The 20,089-nt window shown below is 39.5% G+C and carries 24 protein-coding genes and 1 pseudogene; 13 read left to right on the plus strand and 12 right to left on the minus strand.

The features are described from left to right. Positions 1 to 5: 5 nt before the first annotated feature. The 6 genes and pseudogenes from E4N66_RS02790 to E4N66_RS02815 form a co-directional block, all read left to right on the plus strand. Positions 6 to 227, plus strand: coding sequence for a hypothetical protein (locus tag E4N66_RS02790; RefSeq protein WP_044017181.1), 222 nt, complete (start codon positions 6 to 8; stop codon positions 225 to 227). 35 nt (positions 228 to 262) lie between these two features. Then, positions 263 to 628 (plus strand): type II toxin-antitoxin system VapC family toxin, encoded by a 366-nt coding sequence (locus E4N66_RS02795; RefSeq protein ID WP_253728878.1) that lies wholly within the window; start codon positions 263 to 265, stop codon positions 626 to 628. A gap of 24 nt (positions 629 to 652) precedes the next feature. Next, a complete protein-coding gene (locus tag E4N66_RS02800; protein WP_253728879.1) occupies positions 653 to 865 on the plus strand; it encodes a zinc-binding dehydrogenase in 213 nt (70 codons plus the stop codon). Positions 866 to 1,093: 228 nt separating this feature from the next. Further along, on the plus strand, positions 1,094 to 1,717 hold the full coding sequence (locus E4N66_RS02805) for a PadR family transcriptional regulator (RefSeq protein WP_253728880.1): 624 nt from the start codon (positions 1,094 to 1,096) through the stop codon (positions 1,715 to 1,717). A gap of 16 nt (positions 1,718 to 1,733) precedes the next feature. Further along, on the plus strand, positions 1,734 to 2,609 hold the full coding sequence (locus E4N66_RS02810; RefSeq protein ID WP_044015179.1) for a CPBP family intramembrane glutamic endopeptidase: 876 nt from the start codon (positions 1,734 to 1,736) through the stop codon (positions 2,607 to 2,609). 190 nt (positions 2,610 to 2,799) lie between these two features. After that, positions 2,800 to 3,555: pseudogene (locus E4N66_RS02815) on the plus strand (alpha/beta hydrolase); the annotation flags it as partial. A 245-nt stretch (positions 3,556 to 3,800) separates the two neighbouring features. Here E4N66_RS02815 and E4N66_RS02820 read toward each other — a convergent pair. Then, a complete protein-coding gene (locus E4N66_RS02820) occupies positions 3,801 to 4,430 on the minus strand; it encodes a hypothetical protein (RefSeq protein ID WP_253728881.1) in 630 nt (209 codons plus the stop codon). 13 nt (positions 4,431 to 4,443) lie between these two features. Further along, positions 4,444 to 4,785 (minus strand): DUF4424 domain-containing protein, encoded by a 342-nt coding sequence (locus E4N66_RS02825; RefSeq protein WP_253728882.1) that lies wholly within the window; start codon positions 4,783 to 4,785, stop codon positions 4,444 to 4,446. Between the two features lie 378 nt (positions 4,786 to 5,163). Here E4N66_RS02825 and E4N66_RS02830 point away from each other — a divergent pair, with 378 nt between their 5' ends. The 4 genes from E4N66_RS02830 to E4N66_RS02845 all read left to right on the plus strand — a co-directional run bounded on the left by E4N66_RS02830 (position 5,164) and on the right by E4N66_RS02845 (position 8,262). Next, positions 5,164 to 5,907: a hypothetical protein gene (locus tag E4N66_RS02830; protein WP_253728883.1), complete on the plus strand. Its 744-nt coding sequence runs from the start codon at positions 5,164 to 5,166 to the stop codon at positions 5,905 to 5,907. 18 nt (positions 5,908 to 5,925) lie between these two features. Next, complete coding sequence (locus tag E4N66_RS02835) at positions 5,926 to 6,804, plus strand: DUF4261 domain-containing protein (protein WP_253728884.1); 879 nt, start codon at positions 5,926 to 5,928, stop codon at positions 6,802 to 6,804. Positions 6,805 to 6,816: 12 nt separating this feature from the next. Then, the gene (locus E4N66_RS02840; protein ID WP_253728885.1) at positions 6,817 to 7,332 is read left to right on the plus strand and encodes a hypothetical protein; all 516 of its coding nucleotides are present in this window, start codon (positions 6,817 to 6,819) and stop codon (positions 7,330 to 7,332) included. Positions 7,333 to 7,662: 330 nt separating this feature from the next. After that, positions 7,663 to 8,262, plus strand: coding sequence for a hypothetical protein (locus E4N66_RS02845; protein ID WP_253728886.1), 600 nt, complete (start codon positions 7,663 to 7,665; stop codon positions 8,260 to 8,262). Positions 8,263 to 8,433: 171 nt separating this feature from the next. Here E4N66_RS02845 and E4N66_RS02850 read toward each other — a convergent pair whose 3' ends face one another. After that, positions 8,434 to 8,988, minus strand: coding sequence for an NAD(P)H-dependent oxidoreductase (locus tag E4N66_RS02850; RefSeq protein ID WP_253728887.1), 555 nt, complete (start codon positions 8,986 to 8,988; stop codon positions 8,434 to 8,436). A gap of 108 nt (positions 8,989 to 9,096) precedes the next feature. On the opposite strand from E4N66_RS02850, the gene E4N66_RS02855 reads away from it, so the two are divergent. Together E4N66_RS02855 and E4N66_RS02860 are read left to right on the plus strand one after the other, a co-directional pair. Then, complete coding sequence (locus E4N66_RS02855) at positions 9,097 to 9,972, plus strand: ketopantoate reductase family protein (protein ID WP_253728888.1); 876 nt, start codon at positions 9,097 to 9,099, stop codon at positions 9,970 to 9,972. A gap of 133 nt (positions 9,973 to 10,105) precedes the next feature. Further along, on the plus strand, positions 10,106 to 11,272 hold the full coding sequence (locus tag E4N66_RS02860) for a leucine-rich repeat domain-containing protein (protein WP_253728889.1): 1,167 nt from the start codon (positions 10,106 to 10,108) through the stop codon (positions 11,270 to 11,272). 169 nt (positions 11,273 to 11,441) lie between these two features. On the opposite strand, the gene E4N66_RS02865 is transcribed toward E4N66_RS02860, so the two are convergent. The 9 genes from E4N66_RS02865 to E4N66_RS02900 form a co-directional block, all read right to left on the minus strand. Then, positions 11,442 to 13,169, minus strand: a complete 1,728-nt coding sequence (locus E4N66_RS02865) for a hypothetical protein (RefSeq protein ID WP_253728890.1) — start codon at positions 13,167 to 13,169, stop codon at positions 11,442 to 11,444. Between the two features lie 41 nt (positions 13,170 to 13,210). Beyond that, entirely contained in the window at positions 13,211 to 14,086 is an 876-nt protein-coding gene (locus tag E4N66_RS02870; RefSeq protein WP_253728891.1) for a hypothetical protein, read from the minus strand. 88 nt (positions 14,087 to 14,174) lie between these two features. Further along, the gene (locus E4N66_RS02875; RefSeq protein ID WP_162664274.1) at positions 14,175 to 14,510 is read right to left on the minus strand and encodes a hypothetical protein; all 336 of its coding nucleotides are present in this window, start codon (positions 14,508 to 14,510) and stop codon (positions 14,175 to 14,177) included. 26 nt (positions 14,511 to 14,536) lie between these two features. Further along, entirely contained in the window at positions 14,537 to 15,868 is a 1,332-nt protein-coding gene (locus E4N66_RS02880; RefSeq protein ID WP_016518949.1) for an SPFH domain-containing protein, read from the minus strand. 19 nt (positions 15,869 to 15,887) lie between these two features. Then, a complete protein-coding gene (locus E4N66_RS02885) occupies positions 15,888 to 16,409 on the minus strand; it encodes a zinc ribbon domain-containing protein (RefSeq protein WP_253728892.1) in 522 nt (173 codons plus the stop codon). A gap of 76 nt (positions 16,410 to 16,485) precedes the next feature. Further along, positions 16,486 to 17,538, minus strand: coding sequence for an IS110 family RNA-guided transposase (locus E4N66_RS02890; RefSeq protein WP_253728893.1), 1,053 nt, complete (start codon positions 17,536 to 17,538; stop codon positions 16,486 to 16,488). Between the two features lie 157 nt (positions 17,539 to 17,695). Beyond that, positions 17,696 to 17,899, minus strand: coding sequence for a zinc-ribbon domain-containing protein (locus E4N66_RS13090; protein ID WP_371922448.1), 204 nt, complete (start codon positions 17,897 to 17,899; stop codon positions 17,696 to 17,698). Position 17,900: 1 nt separating this feature from the next. Further along, positions 17,901 to 18,365 (minus strand): hypothetical protein, encoded by a 465-nt coding sequence (locus E4N66_RS02895; protein ID WP_038077004.1) that lies wholly within the window; start codon positions 18,363 to 18,365, stop codon positions 17,901 to 17,903. After that, on the minus strand, positions 18,365 to 18,760 hold the full coding sequence (locus tag E4N66_RS02900; RefSeq protein WP_162664271.1) for a hypothetical protein: 396 nt from the start codon (positions 18,758 to 18,760) through the stop codon (positions 18,365 to 18,367). Before E4N66_RS02900 ends, E4N66_RS02895 begins: the two co-directional genes overlap by 1 nt. A gap of 171 nt (positions 18,761 to 18,931) precedes the next feature. On the opposite strand from E4N66_RS02900, the gene E4N66_RS02905 reads away from it, so the two are divergent. Continuing rightward, positions 18,932 to 20,056 carry a sensor histidine kinase gene (locus E4N66_RS02905; RefSeq protein ID WP_253728894.1) on the plus strand — a complete coding sequence of 375 codons (1,125 nt, stop codon included), beginning with the start codon at positions 18,932 to 18,934 and terminating at the stop codon, positions 20,054 to 20,056. The last annotated feature ends 33 nt before the right edge of the window (positions 20,057 to 20,089 follow it).

The raw sequence follows: 20,089 nt of genomic DNA on the forward strand, positions 1-20,089 counted from the left end.
CGAATATGCCGCAGTTATCATTATATGTTACGCAAGAGCAGCTTCTCAAAATTGAAAACGAAGCTCATGCGGAAAATATGTCGCTTTCAAAGTGGGTCGTGAGCAAAATCATGGAAAGAATAGAGCCTCATTATCCGGAGGGCTGGGCTGATCTATTCGGCTCTGTTGCTGACCCGGCATTTACGAGACCTGAGCAGCCGAAACTTGAAACGCGAGTGGCTTTTTAATGTATTTTATAGACTCAAACACGTGCATTTACTTTATGAATGGAAAGTTTCCATCTGTCCGCGAAAAATTCTTATCAGTTTCGCCAAAAGAGATAAAAATTTCTTCAGTAGTAAAAGGAGAACTTTTGCTTGGCGCTTTTAAAAGCCAGACAAGAGAAAAGACTACAGAGAAAGTGGAAAAATTTTTGAAGCCGTTTGAAATTGTGAATTTTACAGGTAAAATGGCTTACTCTTATGCAGAAATCCGAAAAGATTTGGAGCTTGCAGGTACACCGATAGGCGCAAATGATTTACTGATTGCTGCCACCGTTCTTCATGAAAAAGGGACTCTTATTACTCATAATGCGAATGAATTTTCAAGTGTAAACGGTTTGAAAATTGAAGATTGGGTAGTCGATTGAACATATTAGATCTTTAACCCATCCTTGAACGATTCTCCGATATGCTCCAAAACGGAAGTTTCCGGCTTTCACAGCAATTTTCCTACGCAAGCCGACATCGATTCAATTTTCCGCTTTTTAACCGAGTATACCTTACAGCCGCTTATCGGTGCACACTTTGCGTTCCGCGATATTGCCCAGGCCTGTGCAGCATGCGACGGCGGTAAGGTAAACGGGAAAATCGTCGTGGAGCTGTAAGGCGCGTGATGTATGAGAAAAGTCTTCTGATAGCTCCCTTGTTGCCTCAGAAATCTTTCGCTTGATGTATATGGAATGCAAACCGAAATCAATCAATTCTTGCTGTGAATAATTCAATTCAACTTTAGGAAAAACAAAGTTACTATTTCGTCTATTGACATTTATTATCCAAACTATTACTATTAGATATATCTAATAGTAATGTTATAAATGGGGAAGATGAAGTATATGAAATATTTTTTGCTCGGTTTATTGATGTTAAAAGAAATGACGGTTTATCAATTAAAAGCGATGATAGCCGAAAACTTCACCGCTATGTGCAGCGATAGTATGGGGAGCATTCAAGCAGCTCTGAAAAACCTGCTGTCAAACGGACTTATTACGTGCTCTGCCGTAACAGAAAAGAATGTGGAAAAAAAATATTACCGTATAAAAGAAAACGGCAGGAAGGAATTTTTACTGTGGCTGCAAAACCCGATGGATATGTCGCAAGGAAAAAATACCGAACTCGGGAAGCTTTTGTTTATGGGTATCTTACCGAACGATAAACGCGTTGAACTCATTTCCGCTGTCATAAAAAATTTGGAAAGCGAACTTACATATCTAAAACGCATACTGGAAGTAAACAAGGATATTGAAGCAAATAAAAAAGAATTGCTTGATTACTATGCCGATAATCCTGATTATACCGCAGCGTTGTTGCGTGCGGGAAAAAGCAAAAATATCGCCCAAAGTTTTTCCGACATACATAAGTACGAAATGTTGACGGCACAACATGGGGCGGATTTAGTACAGTTTCATATTAAATGGTTCAAAGAATTGCAAAAGAAAATAAATGCAGGTTTATTTTAAGATGGGAGATGATCTAATGGAAAATACACGTACAATAAAAAGAAATCTTTTAATATTTATTGTCTTTATATCAGTAATAGGCTTTGTAGGATATTTTATTGACAGGATGACGGGACATGCCGATTATACGAATGCAGGTATGGGCGATACCGGTACGGCAGGAATGGGAATATGGCTTATCAGTCCCTTATTTTTAGTGATTATTTTACGGTCATTTTGCGGTGATACATGGAAGGAACACGGTTATCATCTGAACATAAAAAAACATCGAACAATGTATCTTGTCTCATTTTTGATATATCCGGTAGTAGCAACGTTGATAATATTGACCGGCTTACTCTTTAACGGTATAGGTCTCGGCAAGATGAATGGTGCTGTTTTATTGACTACTCTTGGCAGCCAAATAATCATTCAGTTTATTAAAAACTTTTTTGAAGAATCTTTATGGCGTGCGTATTTGACAAATCAGCTCTTAAAACTAAAACTGAAAGATTGCACACTCTATATTGTGAGCGGCATTATTTGGTGGATGTGGCATTTGCCGTATGTTTTGTACTTTCTTACTCAAAAAGAAATAAACGACTACATGGGATTCTCGGTAAGCAGACCCTTCTTTTTTGTTTGGGGATTTCTGGTTTGTCTGAGTTGGATTGTGATGTATGTTGAAATGTTTAGAATCACCAAAAGTGTATGGCCTGCGGTTATTATGCACACAATGGAAGATGCCTACATCAATCCTTTGTTGCTATCGGGTGCGGTAGTTATACACTCGCAAACAGCGCTCGTTTTCTCGTTATCTGCCGGAGTGCTATCTATGTTCATGTATCTTGGCATAGGATTTTGGCTGAGAAATATCCGCAGAGAAACAGAAAATCAAGAGACGCAGAGATAGATATGAATATAAAACTTGAAAAAGCAAGTATAATTTAATGTATTGTTTTACCGGTAAAAAGTTGTGCTTATGATCTGTAAACAATCAAACATGCTGAGGAGGTCTGTAGTTTTCCCCTCTCTTTTTCATATTTTTATGCTATACTATCTCCATGCATCAAAAATCTGAATTAATTTATACAATGCCGTTCTCCTTTAAAGTTGAGGAACAAAGCTTTCAAAGGAACGGCATGAAAATATACGGAAAGCTTTTTATCCCCGATAGAACCTCTCAGATGCCCTTAGTCATCCTTTCGCACGGATTCGGCGGAAATCATGGAGGTGTTAAAGACTATGCAGCGGCTTTTGCGGAACAGGGGATTGCCGCATATATTTTCGATTTTATCGGTGGCGGTAATCATATCAAAAGCGCTGGGAAAATGACGGAAATGTCAGTGCTTACCGAGGCCGAAGATTTGAAAGTCATTCTTGACAACTTAAAAGCTGACCCGCGTTTTAAGCGTGAGCAAATCTTTTTATTCGGCGAAAGCCAAGGCGGATTCGTTTCAACCTATGTCGCGGCAAAATATCCCGCCGATGTTGCCGGTCTAGTTTTATTGTATCCCGCTTTTGTTCTGCAGGATGATGCTCGGCGGCGAACCCCCGATCCCGAACGGATTCCTGCTGAAATGAAGCTGTTGGGAAAAACCATCGGGCGCATTTATAACAAAGATGCACTATCCTTTGATATTTATACGTTGATGCCGCAGTATTCCGGCAGAACGCTCATCATTCATGGAACAGACGACTCGATTGTACCGCTGTCGTATTCGGAGCGTGCGATTAAGACCTTCCCTAATGCCAAGCTCATAAAGCTTGGCGGAGAAAAGCACGTTTTTTACGGAAATGCGATGCAGAAAGCAGGCATAGAGGCAATAAAATTTGTACAAAGCATAATCGATGAGAAAAGTGCTATCTCGTTTTGCAGCAGCAGTTCTTTTTTCTCGATATGGAAAAAGGCTATGCCATATTCTTTACCGATTATACTGCAATCATGGTCATGTTTGCAGCTTGCGCACATTACAGTGTAAAATTAATGGGAAGAAAAAATGAATACCCGTGATGTAAAGTATCGGGGAGTTGCACTCAACCGTTACCCGCTGTTTTCGTGATAAAGTAAAATGGCTCGCTTTCGGAGATAGGCGTTCTTTTCTTAATCAGATAATATCTTTACTTCTTCTCTAACATGATATTTAATTAATCCATTTTCTAGTACCGGAGAATATTCATTTCCAATATTAGTTTCAATAATTGATATCTGTTTTTGTTCAACATTGTATTTTTTTAAAATAATTTGCGAGCTCAATATCTCCTTTTCATCTTCCGGAGATTGAGGATTGAACCAATTTGAATAAATTAAAATAGCTTTATTCGTGTCAAAACAATATTCATTGTAACCACAAATATCATCGGGAGCATCAAAATAGCACAGTTCTTTTTTATCGACATTATATTTTGCGATATATGAAATATGAGTAGGGGTTATAGACCAAAACCAATAATTTTTATTGCTATCATCCCATCCGAGATCATAAATTGTATCTGCATTCGGGTACCGGGACTGTGCTTCATCCCAAGAATATCTTAATACCAAATGTCTATTCTTATCTTTTATTTCTAAAATACTGGAACCTATTATAACTGCTGATAATGTAGTAGCAGCATACCTATTTTCTCGTATTATATTTGTATCGTTGTGAGCTATTGTTTTTGATTTATTACAAGAATTTAATAAGAACCAACAAGTCATTAATACGAAAATAAATGTTTTGCATTTTACCATGCTTCTACCTCACTCATCTTATTTCCCCATCTTTTTTTACGCTGACTTGTGTCTTTACCACCACAGGGAATGCACACGGCACGGTGACGCGCTCCCGCGTGGTGTTCAGAAAATCAAAGCGTACGGTTACTTCGCGCCCGCTGGTTTTATGAAACGTGTCGCTCTTCCTGTCATATTCACCGATATACGTATGCTCCACAACCAGAAGCTCTCGCTCCAGTGCGATTTTGTCGTTCGGCTCCTTGACATAGATGTTCCCGTAAGTCCAGTCCTCCGGCTTGTATGAGCCGCCGTCGTCAGTAAATGCCGCGAGCGAGGCGAACAGAAGTGCTATGATTAAAAGTGATCTTTTCATTTTATCTCCAAGCTGTTCAGTAAGCTATCCGTTGAACGGACATATTAGATTTCTTTTATAAATTGATTAGATTATATCATAGGAATGCTGCACTTTCAATTAAAACCCTCTCGTGCTGGTATCTATTTTATCGTATCAATCCGCGGTGAATAGACGGTTTATGTAAGATCGGTTAAAATATCGTGCATCATCATTGAGAAGTGAGGTGGTATGTGCTAAAATCAAAAACTGTTATCAGTATTTTTTGATAATCGTGCTTGCTGTAATCAAAGGAATCTAATACTTTTTATTTTGGTTAAATCGGTTATGTACTAGATTTGAGAAAATACAAACTACAATAATCTCAAAGAAAATTGGTAAAATGATTGTGGAGAAAAAATGAAAACGAAGATTTTTGAGTTTATCAAAAAAGCGGATTTTGTGTTGGTGTTTTTTTTTGCTCTTTTGGGGATTATAGCTCTGGGGTCAGCGCTCATCAATGATTTGTTACCGTTTCATCGAACACGGGCGCAGCAGATTGCAGTTGTCGAGGATGTACAAGTAGAAATTAAAGAACATCTGGAATTTGAGAGAAAAATAAAAGATGTATATATTTTTAGCGTGAAAAGTTCGGCGATTAAGGCGGATGAAGCATACGGTACGGAAAAATCCAAGTGGTCGGGAAATGGATTTTCGAATTTGATAGGAAGAAATTCTGATGGAGATGGTATCACAAACCTTATTTTTGTGAAAAATAACGGGCGGGAAGAATACAAGTTGCTTCCGGCAAATGTTTTTATCTATAAATATTGCTTAGCCGAGGTTGAGGAAGAGCAGCTGCCGAGATATCCTCATGAGTGTAATGTGTATGCCGTTGTTAAAAACGATACAACAAACGATAAGATTTTGAATAGCGAGGATGATATTGCGCTTTATGTTTCTGATTACGACGGTACGCATGTGAAAGAGATTTCGTCTTCCATAATTACGTTCTGCTTTCTCGGCGGCGAAGAAATCTTGTTTTCAGAATATGACGGAGCGGTACAATCGTATTTTGTTTACGATTGCAAGACGAATGTAAAAACACTGATAAAATCCATAAAGCAGGAGATTATAGAAAAAGAAATTGCGCTGTATAAATGATAGAAGGGTAGGTGAAATATGGATAAGATTTTTCAACAGGATTTAACTAAAGAAGAAAAAGTCGGCGGCATTTTTATTGTAAAGCTCTTGTTTAAAGCGCCGGTAACAATGCCGGCTCGAGGGCAGATGGAAGCGGTGATGCAAAAGCGCTTGGGAGATGCCGAATGTTTTTCGTACGATTCCGACACTGCCGTAGCACAGTTTGCCGCCACTCGATATCGAGCGGAATTTAAGGATGGGGCGTATCCGCCTATGCTGATGATTGCTCCCGCCGCCTTTGACGGAAGCACCATTGACGATTTTACCAAAAGCCAGATGTGGGACTGCGGAGAAGATAAAGATGCTATTTTGTCCGAATGCCGGTATGCACTCATCGGTACCGATATGCTGGCGGCGGCGCTTCCCGCATCGGAGCGTGCAGAACTTGATATGGATTTTACGGAAGCGCTGGTCGAGCTTTTCCCTGACTGTACTGCCGTTTATTTTGAAAATTCGGGAAAACTTTTTACCGCAGAAACTATTCGCAACCATACGCTTCCCCGTGAAAACCGTTTTATTCAATTCGCCGTGAATGTCCGCTTTTTTACTATTCAAGGCGGTGAAGATATGCTTGTCGATACGCTCGGTATGGGCTTGTTGTTCTTACCCGACTTACAATATCATTTTCACGGACTTGATCCGAATCTGATGGTAAATCATGCATACAACACCGCGTTGTATCTTTTAATAAATGATAACCCCATAGAAACCGGCGACACCATTGACGGCATACCGGACGGTTCTGCACCGCCTGAACGATGGATATGCCGCTACGAAGAATCGCTTATCCAACCTGTGCGCGAAGTTCTCGATATAGATACCGGCGCATACGCTGCGGGTAACAGACAGTACGAATAAGGAAGGTATATTATGGTTTTACAAATAAACACAGCAATTATTCACGGTTTTGTCTGGTCGGTAGTGTGGATGATAATAGTATCGGTTTCAGTTCGCAAATTCCCATGGACGATAGCGCATGACTATCCGAAAGACGTAGTACAATGTGCCAATATACCGCAACCGGATAAAAAGCAAAAACTGCAGAGCATTGTCTTTTTTGTTTGCAGTTTTTTAGTAATTATCGGTACGGCTGTTTTGTCGGTGCTTTATACCTATGGTGCCAAAAGTGCCTCATTCATTACAGTCTTTTTCCATCTGTGGATTATGTCGATGACGTGGAATGTAGTTGATTTAATCATTGTAGACTGGTTCATGATATGTGTACTCACTTCAAAACTATTTATTTTTCCGGGAACCGAAAACTGCGTAGGCAATAAAGATTATCTATTTCATTTTATCGGATTTCTAAAAGGAGTTGTTGCAATGGCGTTTACGGCTTTTATAGTATCCGGCGCACTCTTTGCCGTTATGCGGTTAATGCGATAATATAATATATTGTGAAAAGAGCTGATTTACTTATGATCGAAATCAAAAGGGCAAGTGATTGTGTCAATGATATTAGGACTATCAAGAATTTATTCTGGAAACAACGGATACTAATATCCCTGCAATTACGGCATATAAAAAAATAGGTTTTAAGGAGTCTGATCGACTAAAACAAAAATATGCCAAACAAAGTGGAATAAATTATTTTATATATTTGAAGTACACAAAATCTACAAATGATACAGGTGCAATATAATAAAACGCAAAGAGCAACTATTGTGATTCATGCGGAGGGGCGTTAAACTTTCTGTACGAATAAAGAAGTCGAATATGAATGAAAAAGAAATAATTACATTTTTAAAAATGAATATCGAACCGATAGTGGATGATATATATGGATGTATATATCGAGCGTGTGTGGTTTTAAGAGACAATGTGATTATTCCATGCGTAAAATTTTCATGTGCGGATACATATATAGATTTAGCGATAAGAAGATTCGAAGAAGAAAAAGAAAATAAAATTTTTCTCAATAATGAGGAGAATCCTTACAGGCGAATCGTAAGTCATTTTTGTATAGAACATAATATCATAGACTCTAAAAAAATAGTAAGAATAGAAAGAAGCCAGTATTCTTTTCCGATAGAAATATTAAAGCAAATAAGAGGCGAAACGTTAATGAGCTGGACGGGATTTGTTGTGAAAATGCGTGACGGAAATTATTTTAATTTCGGTACAGCCTTCTCATTCTCCTTTTTTGATCTTCCCGAAAATTATAATTTTTCAGATATTACCGAAGTGATAAATCACAGCTACATAGATAGTAGCGGCAAAATACAAAATTACCGAAAGACCGGATTAAAAAATTTTTCGGGTGCAAAAATCTATAGAGAAAAAGATTATTTCAATTGTTACTTAAAAGGACTTTAAATATATAAAGTATAGCTGAATCCGAAAAGGCAATCCTTGCACTTTCCTCGTGCCCGATAAAGAACGGTGTTATCGTTTTTGCTTTAATACCCTTTGTTACGACGCAGAGCCTTGCTGAAAAAAGCAAAGGAGTATGCAATAATCCAAACGTTCTTCTCTGTCGATTATGCCTTATGTTTGTTGCAGTGCATCCAACCAAGCTAAATAGTCCCTTGCGCTCTGCTCTACCTCTTTCCGTGCAGCTTCGCTATATCCCGCGTTACTGTCTATCGTATGGAAAATAAACGGCGGGCGGTAGTCTGCATTGCAGTATTTCGCTGTCAGTTCAAACGGGCGCAGTACTTCGGCAACGCTGCACCCGACAGCACCGTCAGCGCGGTAGTCTACGGCCGGCGCACCGAGCGAGACGGCAAGTGCAATTTTTCTGCCCGTAAGCGCTTTGCCTTTCGAGCCATAAGCCCAGCCATGAGTCAGCACTTCATCGAACCACTGTTTCAGTAGCGGCGGACAATTAAACCAGTATACGGGAAATTGCCACACCAGTGCATCGTGAGTTTCTATCAATTTTTGTTCAGCTGCTACATCAATCTTACCTTGAGGATAGGCAGTGTACAGTTCGTGAACAGTAAAGCGATCGGTATGTGGCCGTACTACAGTCGCCCAATGTTTATGAACGGTAGATTGAGAAATCGTAGGGTGAGCAAGAATAATCAGGGTTTTTGGCATGGTAAGTTCCTTGAATGAGTTGTGCTGAGAGCATACCATCAAAGATAAAAATGTTCTATACTAACGATAGGAAACTGAAAACTGTACGGCTATTAGACAGGTAGTAAAATGAAACTCTTAATCTACGGTGCAGGTGTAATCGGCAGTTTGTATGCCGCTGCGTTTGCTGAAGCAGGATATAACACCACGGTGTACGCACGAGGGGAAAGGCTTAAAGCATTGCAACCCCTCGGTCTACAGTATGAGAAAAACGGCAAAATTCATAGAGCAAATGTTACCGTTATCGGTACATTGGAAAAAGATGATTGGTATGATTTTATTTTTCTAACGGTAAAGGAAAATCAAGTACATACGGCGTTACAAGAGTTGAAGCACAATATCAGTCCGAATATTGTTACAATGGTCAACACGCTTGAACCGTACGGTAATTGGGAACATATTTGCGGAACAGGACGTATTATACCGGCATTTCCGGGTGCAGGCGGCAGTTATGAAAACGGCATCCTTAACGCGGACTTTACACCGCGTATTATTCAACTTACGACCTTTGCCGAAATCAAAGGGAATAAATCCGAACGTTTGAAAAAATTAGCTGCTCTTTTTACCGCATCGAACATACCGCATGGAATTGTAAAAGATATGCACTACTGGCAGCTCTCTCATTTGGCTATGGTTGTTCCGATTGCCGATGCGTATTACAAAGCAAAAAATCCGGAAACGGTTTGGAAAGAATCGAGCATTATGAATGAAACCGTACGGCAAATAAAAAAGAACTTTCAAACGCTGTACCATTCCGGCACAAAACTTTCACCGCCGAAAATGCATCTTTTAAGACTACTGCCAATTCGGATGCTGCAGCTCATTTTTACATTTATTTTTAAGAGCCGTTTCGGATACACGTTTATGTATCGGCATTCGATGAAAGCTCCCGATGAAATGAATCGGCTGCATGTACAATTGTATCGGTATCTTGAAAAGGAATAGATACGGGAAAACTCCTAAAAACAGCAAGCCTATCGGCTTGTTCTGCAAGGAAACGGTTTATCATATCCGCTAAGGCGGATTGTGAATCCGTTTTTAGAGGTTTTTCTTAAACTTATTTGTGATGGGGTGTGATATGCTGACTATCAATAAAGATGATATTGCAAGCGTAGATGAATTGTCATTGACGGCAGAAGAAAAAGCAAATCTCAAACTGCTGAACATAAGAGATGGGACACTAATCTCCGTAGTTGATAAAAAAAAGTTAGTAGGCAGTCTGGTTCTTCCCGATAGTGTTACTGAAATCGGCGAAGAAGTATTTTCCGGCTGTACCGGTTTAACACATGTTGTGATACCGAACAGCGTTACGAAAATCGGCGGCGGAGCTTTTAATGAGTGCAGTTCTTTAACAAGCGTAGCAATACCCGACAGTATTACTGAAATTAGTTGGAAGATGTTTTTCTGCTGTAGTTCTTTAACACGTATTGAGCTTCCTGACAGTGTTACTAAGATTGACTGGTCGGCATTTAGCTGCTGCACTTCCCTCACAAACATTGTAATACCTGACTCTGTTACTGAAATTGGCTGGGAGGCGTTTATCTTATGTACTGCTTTAACACATGTTGTGATTCCAGCGCATGTTACGGAGATTGGAGGGCGAGCTTTTGGAAGCTGCACCGGTTTAATACATCTTACCGTTGATAATGCAAATACGGTGTATTGCAGTGAAAATAATATCCTGTATACAAAGGACAAGACAACACTGATCGCTGCTGCTGCAGGTTTACAAGGCGGTATTATCATCCCTGATAGTGTGACTGAGATTATTGCGGATGCATTTGCCGACTGCTGCTCTTTGACAAGTATTGCCATACCGGTTAGTGTTACTGAAATCGGTAATCGAGCGTTTTCCGGCTGTACCGGCTTAACCGGCATTGTGATACCGGATAGCGTTACAAAAATACGGGAGGAGATTTTTCATAATTGTAGTTCGCTCACGAGTATTGTACTACCTCGCGGTATTACCGAAATTGGCGAGGAGGCTTTTTCCTGCTGTGCTTCTTTAACAAATATTACTATACCTGACAGTGTTAGAGAGATTTGCTGGGCAGCATTTTACGGCTGTACCTCTTTAACAAGCGTTGTGATACCGGATAGCGTTACTGCGATTAGTGAGGATGCATTTACTGATATTAATCTTGATGCGCACTTTATTGTTTCAAGTGAATCGGTAAAAAACTTGCTAAGAGATTGCGGCAGCGGTATACGCGATGAGCAAATTATCGTTGAGCAGAAGCTGTAGCTTATTTGATAATTTGTAATGAGCTTTGATGATATCTTTTAATTTTGATACCGTATTATCATAACCCAATAAGTCTAACATTAATTAAGTTTGCATATTTAAACGGCTTAGAACTGATTGAAGAACCAACGCCGAGGAACGGCGGGTATTGCCCACTCCGCACGAATCATTATTTGGTTGTGTTCTTTTTCGGGTTTATGAATCTTACTTCTCCTGCATCTGTTTCAATTTTTGAAGATTTTTCTGCCGTAATAAAATATTTGTTTGCGTAAAAACATTCTCTTGTATCTTCGATTTTTACTGTTGAATTTCCTACAGCACGAATTATACTTTTTATCTTTTTTACCTGTCCGTAATAGGTATCTTTTTTTGGTGAAAAACCGAAATAGCAGTCTTTGCATTTTAGTTTTGAAGAGTCGGAAATATAGATGATGGGGTTTTCGTAGGGAAAATTATAAAAATAGCAGCCCGACAATTTTACACTTGCGTTTGCCGAAATAAAAATATGACCGCTGCATTCATCTGCATGAGTTATATATCCGCTCTCTTCTTCTTCATGAAAAAAACGGACATTGCTCAATTCTGCTTTTGCACTATCATCAATATCCATAAGGCAATCCTCGTCATCGTAGATTTCGGACTTGCTTCCGTAAATAAACAATTTTGCATTGTTTTTTATTTTAACTGAACACTTGTGCTTTGTCGCGTTTAAACTGAATATCTTGGCGATTGCATTTCTTTGGAGTGCAAGACCTCCCGCTATCCCATCATTTCCGGAAATAAAAACCTCATCCTTACTTTCTAATCTTGCGTTCTCTGTGATGCCGATTCCTGCTCCCGAATTATTGCAAGAAGTAATTAGTCCTGTGAAAAGTTCAGAATTCTGAAAAAGAATTATTCCATGTCCCCTATTATTGTATGTACTTATCCTTCCAACTTGTATTTTTGCTTTTCCGTTAAGGCAAATACCATAATCTCCATTTGCTTCCGAATAGATTGATTTTACATTCATCAATACTGCATCGCAAAGATAAATTCCACCGCCAAAATTCTTATAAGCAGAAAAATGTCCGAATCTTTTTTCTACATTCATAGAACTTGCCAGATAAAAACCTTCAAGCATATTGCCAACAGCATAAATTGATATATCTTCGGAAACGGCGATTTTCCCGAAGCCACAAACCCCGTATTCCCTATAAGAATAGGAAAAAAAATTTACTTTATTTACGGCAGACAAAAAACAAACTTCTCCAGATTCAAATATAAAAAGATTTGAAAATCTGTTTTTAAATGCAAAAACTCCCGAAAATTCCGCTTGTCCGGATACGGAAATTCCGCAATTCGAAGAACCAATCACCAAAACACTGTTCAATTTTGTACCGTCTGCATCTATGTTAAGCAAAGATTCAGACGGATTTTCATCAAGTAAGTCATACAAAGCATCTCTGCCGTTGGTGTCTGAAAATTGTTGAAATTCTTTTTGAAGTTTTTCGTGAATCTCGTTTGCCTTTTTATTGCGTTCTTGATCCACACACTTCATATATCCATCAGGAATAAAGACCGCCGTTTCTGCCCAAAAGTCTTCTTTATGCTCTTCATAAAATTTTTCACCGACAAAAATAATTCCTTTTACAACCGTGGCACTTTGAATGAAAATCTTTTCATCATCAGGAACTATGATGACTGTTTGTAAATTTTCTAAAAAAGCATCCGTTTCAGAAAATCCGCTGCCTTCAATCGTGATTTTTGATTTCACCGTGAAAGAACCTTTAAAAATGCCCGCCTTAAGTTTGAGCATTCCGTTTTCCGGAACGGAGTCTATCGCTTGTTGGAGCGAAGAGAATTTTGCAATTGATGGAGAGTAGGTAATAATAGAGCATTGATTTTTTTCCTGCATTTTTCTTTCCTTACTATGTTCTGACATAATTAAGTTTCCTTTTATGAATACATTTCTTCAAAAGAATTCTGCCATGCAGCTCGCATTGAATCCCAATTTGTATGGCAGTTTTCTTCAATCATCCGTGCCGGTGATTTTTTTGCCCATGCAATAATTTGAGCTTCGTATTTTCCGAGCGGCATATCGGTTTTATACAGTGTTGAAAGTTTTTCGGGGATTTCCTGAGAGTCGATACGGAAACGCGAAGCGAGAGAACCGTCTGCACTGTAGATATAGGCATGAGGGATATCAAAGTTTCCTTTATGGAACTCGCGAAGGTTGCCGCCGATATCTTTTATGCCTGTGAATAGTGAAAACGGCAAACCATCATCCGGTTTTGCGAATACGCTGATACCGCGGATCTTCATTTTTTCAGGGGATTGTACGAACCGGCGGAGTGAAAAATCAAATGCATCGATGAAATCGGGGTCTTCGGGATTATCTGTCGTTCCGAGCTGACGGATCAATCGCCAATTCAAACGGATAAAAGTCTTTATATCATTTTTTTCTTTTTCCGTAAGAGAAAATGTCGAAATATCGGCTAAATCAAGCACATGCACGAACTGAGGATTTCCCTCTACAGTAACTGCCGTATGCTGTTCTTCCCATGTCATACCGTCTTGCCAATCTTTACGCAATAGTACGATAGAGTTTCCGCAAAAACAAAGAAAAGCGTTTTCGTCATCAAATAGTATATGTGCGGCAAGCCCGCTCTGCGTTTTGTGCATGAGGGTTCCGAAAAAGCCGAAATTTTCATACGTTTCATCGAGAAAACGCTCAGCTGATTTATGTCCGCGTTCTTTTGCTCGCTTGTATCGTACGAGATTTTGCCATAAAAAACCGGTGTCGTCTTTTGTCATTTGTTTTTTAGTTCCCATACTGAAAAACGGATCTCACCGGTGTGTTCAGTAAGAAATGCGAGGTTTGTGATTTTCGATTTTTGCTTTATGATAAGATTTGCTTCATTCATTCTTCTTTCAATGCTTTTACAATTCCATAGAAAATCAAAAGATAAAGCAGAAATAAAACACCTGTTATGACTATGTACGCAGTTTGTCTAAATCCTGAAAAAACAAAAATCAAATGTTCAACCAGTACCAATACAAGGAAAATACTCGAAAAGATTTTTATATTCGCACTTCCTCTTCCAAAAGAAATCCCAAACATTCCGAATAGAGTAACAAAAAGAAAAACTCCGCCTCCGACAGTAAGAAACATATTCCCTGTTCCTGAAAAAAAACCATAGCATATAAATGCGGAAATCCCGAGTGAAATCAAAACTAAAATCCAATTTATTTTCATAAAGTTTTCTCCATACTATGACTCGTTTAACTCATCGGCGGTACAGGCGGAATCGGCGGAGTATTTTGACCGAAAATTGCCGACAGTTCAGGCACGTTTCCGGCTGTCATCCAGTTTGCCATACCGGCTTTCCAAACAAGACTTTCGCGCGTAAACTGTCCGCTTGCTGCCATTTGAGAAAGTGTTGCAACCGTATAGGGGCCTGTTGTCTGTCCGTTTACTGCAACATTGTATTGACTTACTTGCGGCGGAGGCGGCGGAACCGGCTGACTCAATCCGCCCAAAGCGCCGTGCATCATTCCGGCCATATTCTGCCCGATTGCACTTCCCATAGCCATTCCTGCCATCATGCCTGCCGGATTAAAACCGCCGCCGTTGCCAAGGTTTATGCCGATACCGCCTGCCGCTCCCATCTTTCCCAGTGCTTCCGCTCCTGCAATGCCGACTCGTGTCTGCTGGTCAATCTGATGAGCAGCCAGATTTGAACTTTCCGTTCCGAGCCGTCTTTCCCGCTGGTACTCTTCCATGTTGATTTCCGCCATACCTTCCATCTGGCGAATATTGATAGCACTTTTTGCTTTTTCCTGCTCGCTTATGATGTCTGTTGTAACTGCTTTTAATTCACGATAACCTTCGCTTGATTTATCAAGTTCAATATCGCTTATATCAACCGAACTTGTTGTAACACCGAACTCACTTTCAAGCCGTTGTTTTAAAATAGGCTGCAAAACACTACTGACTTCAAAAATCTTTCGTTCAAGATGAATTACGGGAAGCCCTGTATCAAACGGGATATTTGTAACAATAGATTTTATATATTTGCAAACAGCATCCCGAATCTGCAATTTAAAAGCCTCAAGGTCAAAATCAATAAGCCTGTGAAGTTTTATAAATTCTTTGTAATTCGTAAGTCTAAAATTGATAGAACCGCGAACCGCAACGGGAACGGTAAAATTAGTATTGCGTGCATCAGCTACATCAAAAAACGGAACCCCGAATTTTACCTGAATGATTCCCGCAAGGTTTATAAAATAAACTTCCGCTTGAAAAGGGCTCGCCCCGCCGAATGCCGCACCGACAATCGAAGAGAGAATAGGAAGGTTTGCTGTTTTAATCGTATCGTCATAAGGTCCTTCAATATAGTCCTGCATTGTGCCGTCTTTTTGGTGATAAACAAAGACAGCGACTTCACCGTCTTTCACACGCAGACTTGAACCGTAGCGGATTGCGTTCTCTTTTTTTGTAGAATTCGCTTCTTCCGCTCCCTTAGGTCTCCATTTCCAAATCAAATATGTCGGCTCATCACAACGGATAACATCCATTAAACCGCCTTCGTGTTTTTTCTTGAATATGCCCATTAGTTTTACTCCAAAATTATTAATTCAGTATTCCGAGTTTTGTTAAAACGACAAGAAGTACAATTAGTGCTGCAAAACCGCCAAAGACAAAAATCAAAAATTTCTGCCACAATGGCATTCTTATTTTAGTTGTCTTAAAAATTTGGTTTACTTGTGCCAAACTTTCCGGATCCTTAGCAAAAATAAAAGGAGCGCGTGTTTTTAACTGTTTATATTTATTAATCCATGCAGTTCTAATTTGGTCATCTATTGAGCCTAGTGGAGCAGAGCAGGGCTGCGTAACGGAACCAACTGTAATGTATAAAAATTCAAAAAAATCTTCTTTTGCGTTTGGAATCGGGAACGATGTAATAAAATCGGATCTGTCACTTTTTGGAGTGTTGAATAAATCACTGTTAAAATTCGTAACCGAAGATGATGCTTTGATATTTCTCAGTTCAATGCCGCATTGAGGACATTTTAAATCATCGCTTGATAGAATTGCTCCACATGATGGGCATTTCTTCAGTTCCCCATCAAAAACTCCTATGTTTTTTGTCAAGTAGAAAAGCGAAACTTTTTAGTTTTTCTCTGCTTGGCCGCTCCCGTCCCTGTTAATCCTTGTTTACACCCTTGCCTTATCCCGCTCGTGAGGCGGGGGCAGGCAGCTCTTTATATTCCTCTTCTTTATTCTTCATTATGAGATACATTAACTTCGCCATCTTTCGCGCTATCGCCGTTATCGATATCTTCTTTCCTTTCCCATGCTCCGTCATATAAAAGTATTTTGCCTTTAACGCTCCCCCGTGCTTACTCCGTACTATCGACCATGCCGCCTGATATAATAACGCCCGTACAATCCTATTTCCCTTCTTCGTTATATGCCCATACCGGTTAATTGACCCCGAACAATCTACCCGCGGCACTAAGCCCAGATAATTTGCTACTTCATCTCCATTGTTAAAGCGCTTTCCATCTCCGACATAAGCCGTAAAAGCAAGCGCTGTCTTATCTCCGACCCCCGGTATCGTTTGCAGCCGTTCGATATCTTTATCCGCCTTACATTCCTTTGTTATTGTCTGCTCCAACTCTTTTATTTGTGCCTCCAATAGAGTAAGCCTTTCACACACCCGTTTTGCCTGTCTTACTTCATACCCAAATAGCTGCGAAAGTACCTTTTGCCGATTTGCATCGGTTTGCAAATTACTCCTCTTCATTGTGGTTATTCCGCACTGTAAGAATAACGCATGCAGCCGGTTGATCTCTTGTGTCCGGTCGTCTTTTAATGTCTTGCACTCTTTTGTCAGTTTGCGGCGATAGTATTCCTTCTCTGTCGGCACATCAACGATCGGTAAATCTTCCTTTTCATATATCTTAACCAGCCGGGCAAGCTTTAATGCATCTTCTTTATCCGTCTTCTTCGTGCTGGCATAGATAACCGATAACTGTGAAGCATCTAAGATTACCACCGTGCAGCCGATCTGCCTCATCTCCTTTTCTATTACAAAAGCAAGACTATTTACTTCCATCGCCACAATATCTTCCGCTTTCAATTTTGCGTACAGTTTTGATCTTCCTGCCTTTGTTGTTTCTCCTCCTGATCTTCCAACTTTCCCTTTCTGATCAAAGTAACACATTTCATACGTTTTTTTGCTCAGATCCAATCCAATCCATCGACCATTCCCTTGCATACAACACTCCTTGTGTTATAAAATAGGGAACAGGGAGCTATTACCGGTTTGCAGTTCACCGTAACTCCTATTCGCGGTACGCACCTACGAGGTGCGGCCGCACTTTGATTTACGGCAGCAGATTTAGGTTAATCTCGTTTACGAGGTTCTTCTTTATTCAAGATTTCCTCGCGTTTTGGCACAACCTGCTGCCTGCCCCCTTATCCCGTCGGATAAGAGTACCACATCTCCCGGCAATTAAAAACATATCATCTTGTTTGCGTTGATTTTCACTTCCTGTATTTCCTGCCGGTGTTCCGCAAGAATCACAGAATTTTGCACCGTCCATTAATTCTTTTCCACAATTTTGACAAAATGCCATTTTATTTTTCCTCCAAATTATAAAATTCTTCCCAAGAGAATTCTTTTATTGTTTTCATATCAAATTCAATAACTTTGTCGATAGGAACAATTTTCCCAAATGCAATGAACTTATCTTTGGGAATATGTTTTACAAGTAATTCATGAAAAAACTGTCCTCCTCGTTTTCCTGTTTCATCAGGTCTGTTGTCTATCAAAAGTTGATATTTAATGTTCTCATGTGTTTTTGATGATTGATAACCTGTTAGTTTCAAAAGCTCGCCAAAAAGTTTGTGTACTGCATTATGCCCGTCGCCGGATAAATGAGTTTTTGCTTCAACCATACAAAAATCACCGTTATCGTTGATGTATTCAATGTCTGCATGATTTTTCGCTCTGCAATTACTACATTGAACAGCACCAAGTCTATCACAAAAGGATTTTATTAAATCCTGTTCCGGATTTTTTCTTTTTTCTAAATCTTTCATCATTTTTTCCCGAATATTCCGCCAAAAGCAGAGCCAAAGGCACCTTTCATTTGAGATTTGACTTCGTTCATCGGCTGTGCGATTGAATCTTTCATCTGTTGTTTTGCCTCTTCAAAAGGCTGTGCCATTTGGTCTTTTATTTTTTCCATTTCGGTAAGTTCGCCTTTTGCCTTACGTTCTTCAAAATCCGCTTTTTTTTCGGCTTTTGCTTCTTCTGCCGCTAATTTGCACGCCTTTGAACAGTAGTTTTTCTTTGCCGTGGCGACAGCACGTCCTACAAGTCCGCCGGCAGAACCGAATAATCCGTCTCCGTCTATTTGCTTGTAGTATTTTCCGCACCAGTCACAGCGAACTTGTCCATTCCAAGCAGTTTTTACATGATTTAAAAATCCCATCTTATTCCTCCAATAATGATTATTTATTTCCAGCGATGCCGACAAAATCAGCATTGTAGTTCGGCTTTTTTGCAATTATACTTCATCGTCTGCATATTCCTTTGGTCATTTTTCCTAAAAACTTTGGGAATTTTTCCCAAGACATGAATATCGGTTCGTGTTATACTAGATATGGTCGATAGTTTCATTACCGAACAATTTTACTGGAAAATCATGCTGCTAAGTCTTATTAAGAAAATTTTTAAAATCGAGTCGATATTTATCTACACCGCACTCGCAATCTTTTTTTGCACAATCTTTTTTAAGCGGGCAAGCAACAATCTGATTCAGAAACTCGACACGGAAATGTTATTGCTTCAAATGGATCCGAAAAGCATAGTTGCCGACAGAGATAGCGCTGACATTTTTTCGAAAAATCCTGTAGATTTTGAATCAATTGCTCTTAAACTGAGATCGGACTACCAAGCCTTCACTTATTTTGATGCACCTCTAAAAAAAGAACTTGAAGCAATCATTCAAAATATTCAAAGCGGTAATCGTAACACGGATGCTATTATCAACTTTCAAAATCACATTCATGGGGTGCAGACAAGACTTAATCTCGGATACGATTCTCTTTTATACAGTGCTCTTTTTCTGATTGCGATTGCAGCTTTTATAATCCTTGAAAAATTCTTTAAAAACTCAATGCAGCTCGAACAACTTAAAACAATGCAGACCGAACAGAGTAATTTCAGCCGCGACCTTCACGACGGGGTTGCGCAGAATCTTGCCGCACTCAATATTTATCTTGAAAAAGAAGACTTTTCAAAATCGAGATTTTACGCAAAACAAGCCCTAAACGAAATCCGTTATATGATAGGTTCCGGAAGTATTGAGTTTACTGAAGATTTTGAAAAAATCATACGCGAGATTTGCACTGCATTTGAAGTGAATTTCGGAATAAAAACAAATCTATATGTTGCAAGTCAGAAAATAGTTGCACTCAAAAATACGCAAAAGACACACCTTATCAGAATTTTGCAGGAGACGTTGAGCAATATTTCACGGCATTCCGATGCGACACAAGTTGAAATAAAAATTGTGGACGGGATTGATGATTTCCGTTTTATCATCTGCGATAACGGAAAGGGTTTTGAAGAAACCGAAGTTGAAAGTAAGAAGCTAAAAACTGCTGTAAAGCATTACGGACTTACCAATATCAAAAAGCGTGCCCAACTGATAGACGGCAGCGCAGATTTTATAAATGAAGGAGGTTTTACCATTGCAATCACCGTTAAAGATTCTATTCATTGATGATCACACGGGCTTACGGGACGGAATGATTTT

It is taken from the genome of Treponema sp. OMZ 857 (assembly GCF_024181085.1).
Lineage (GTDB): Bacteria > Spirochaetota > Spirochaetia > Treponematales > Treponemataceae > Treponema.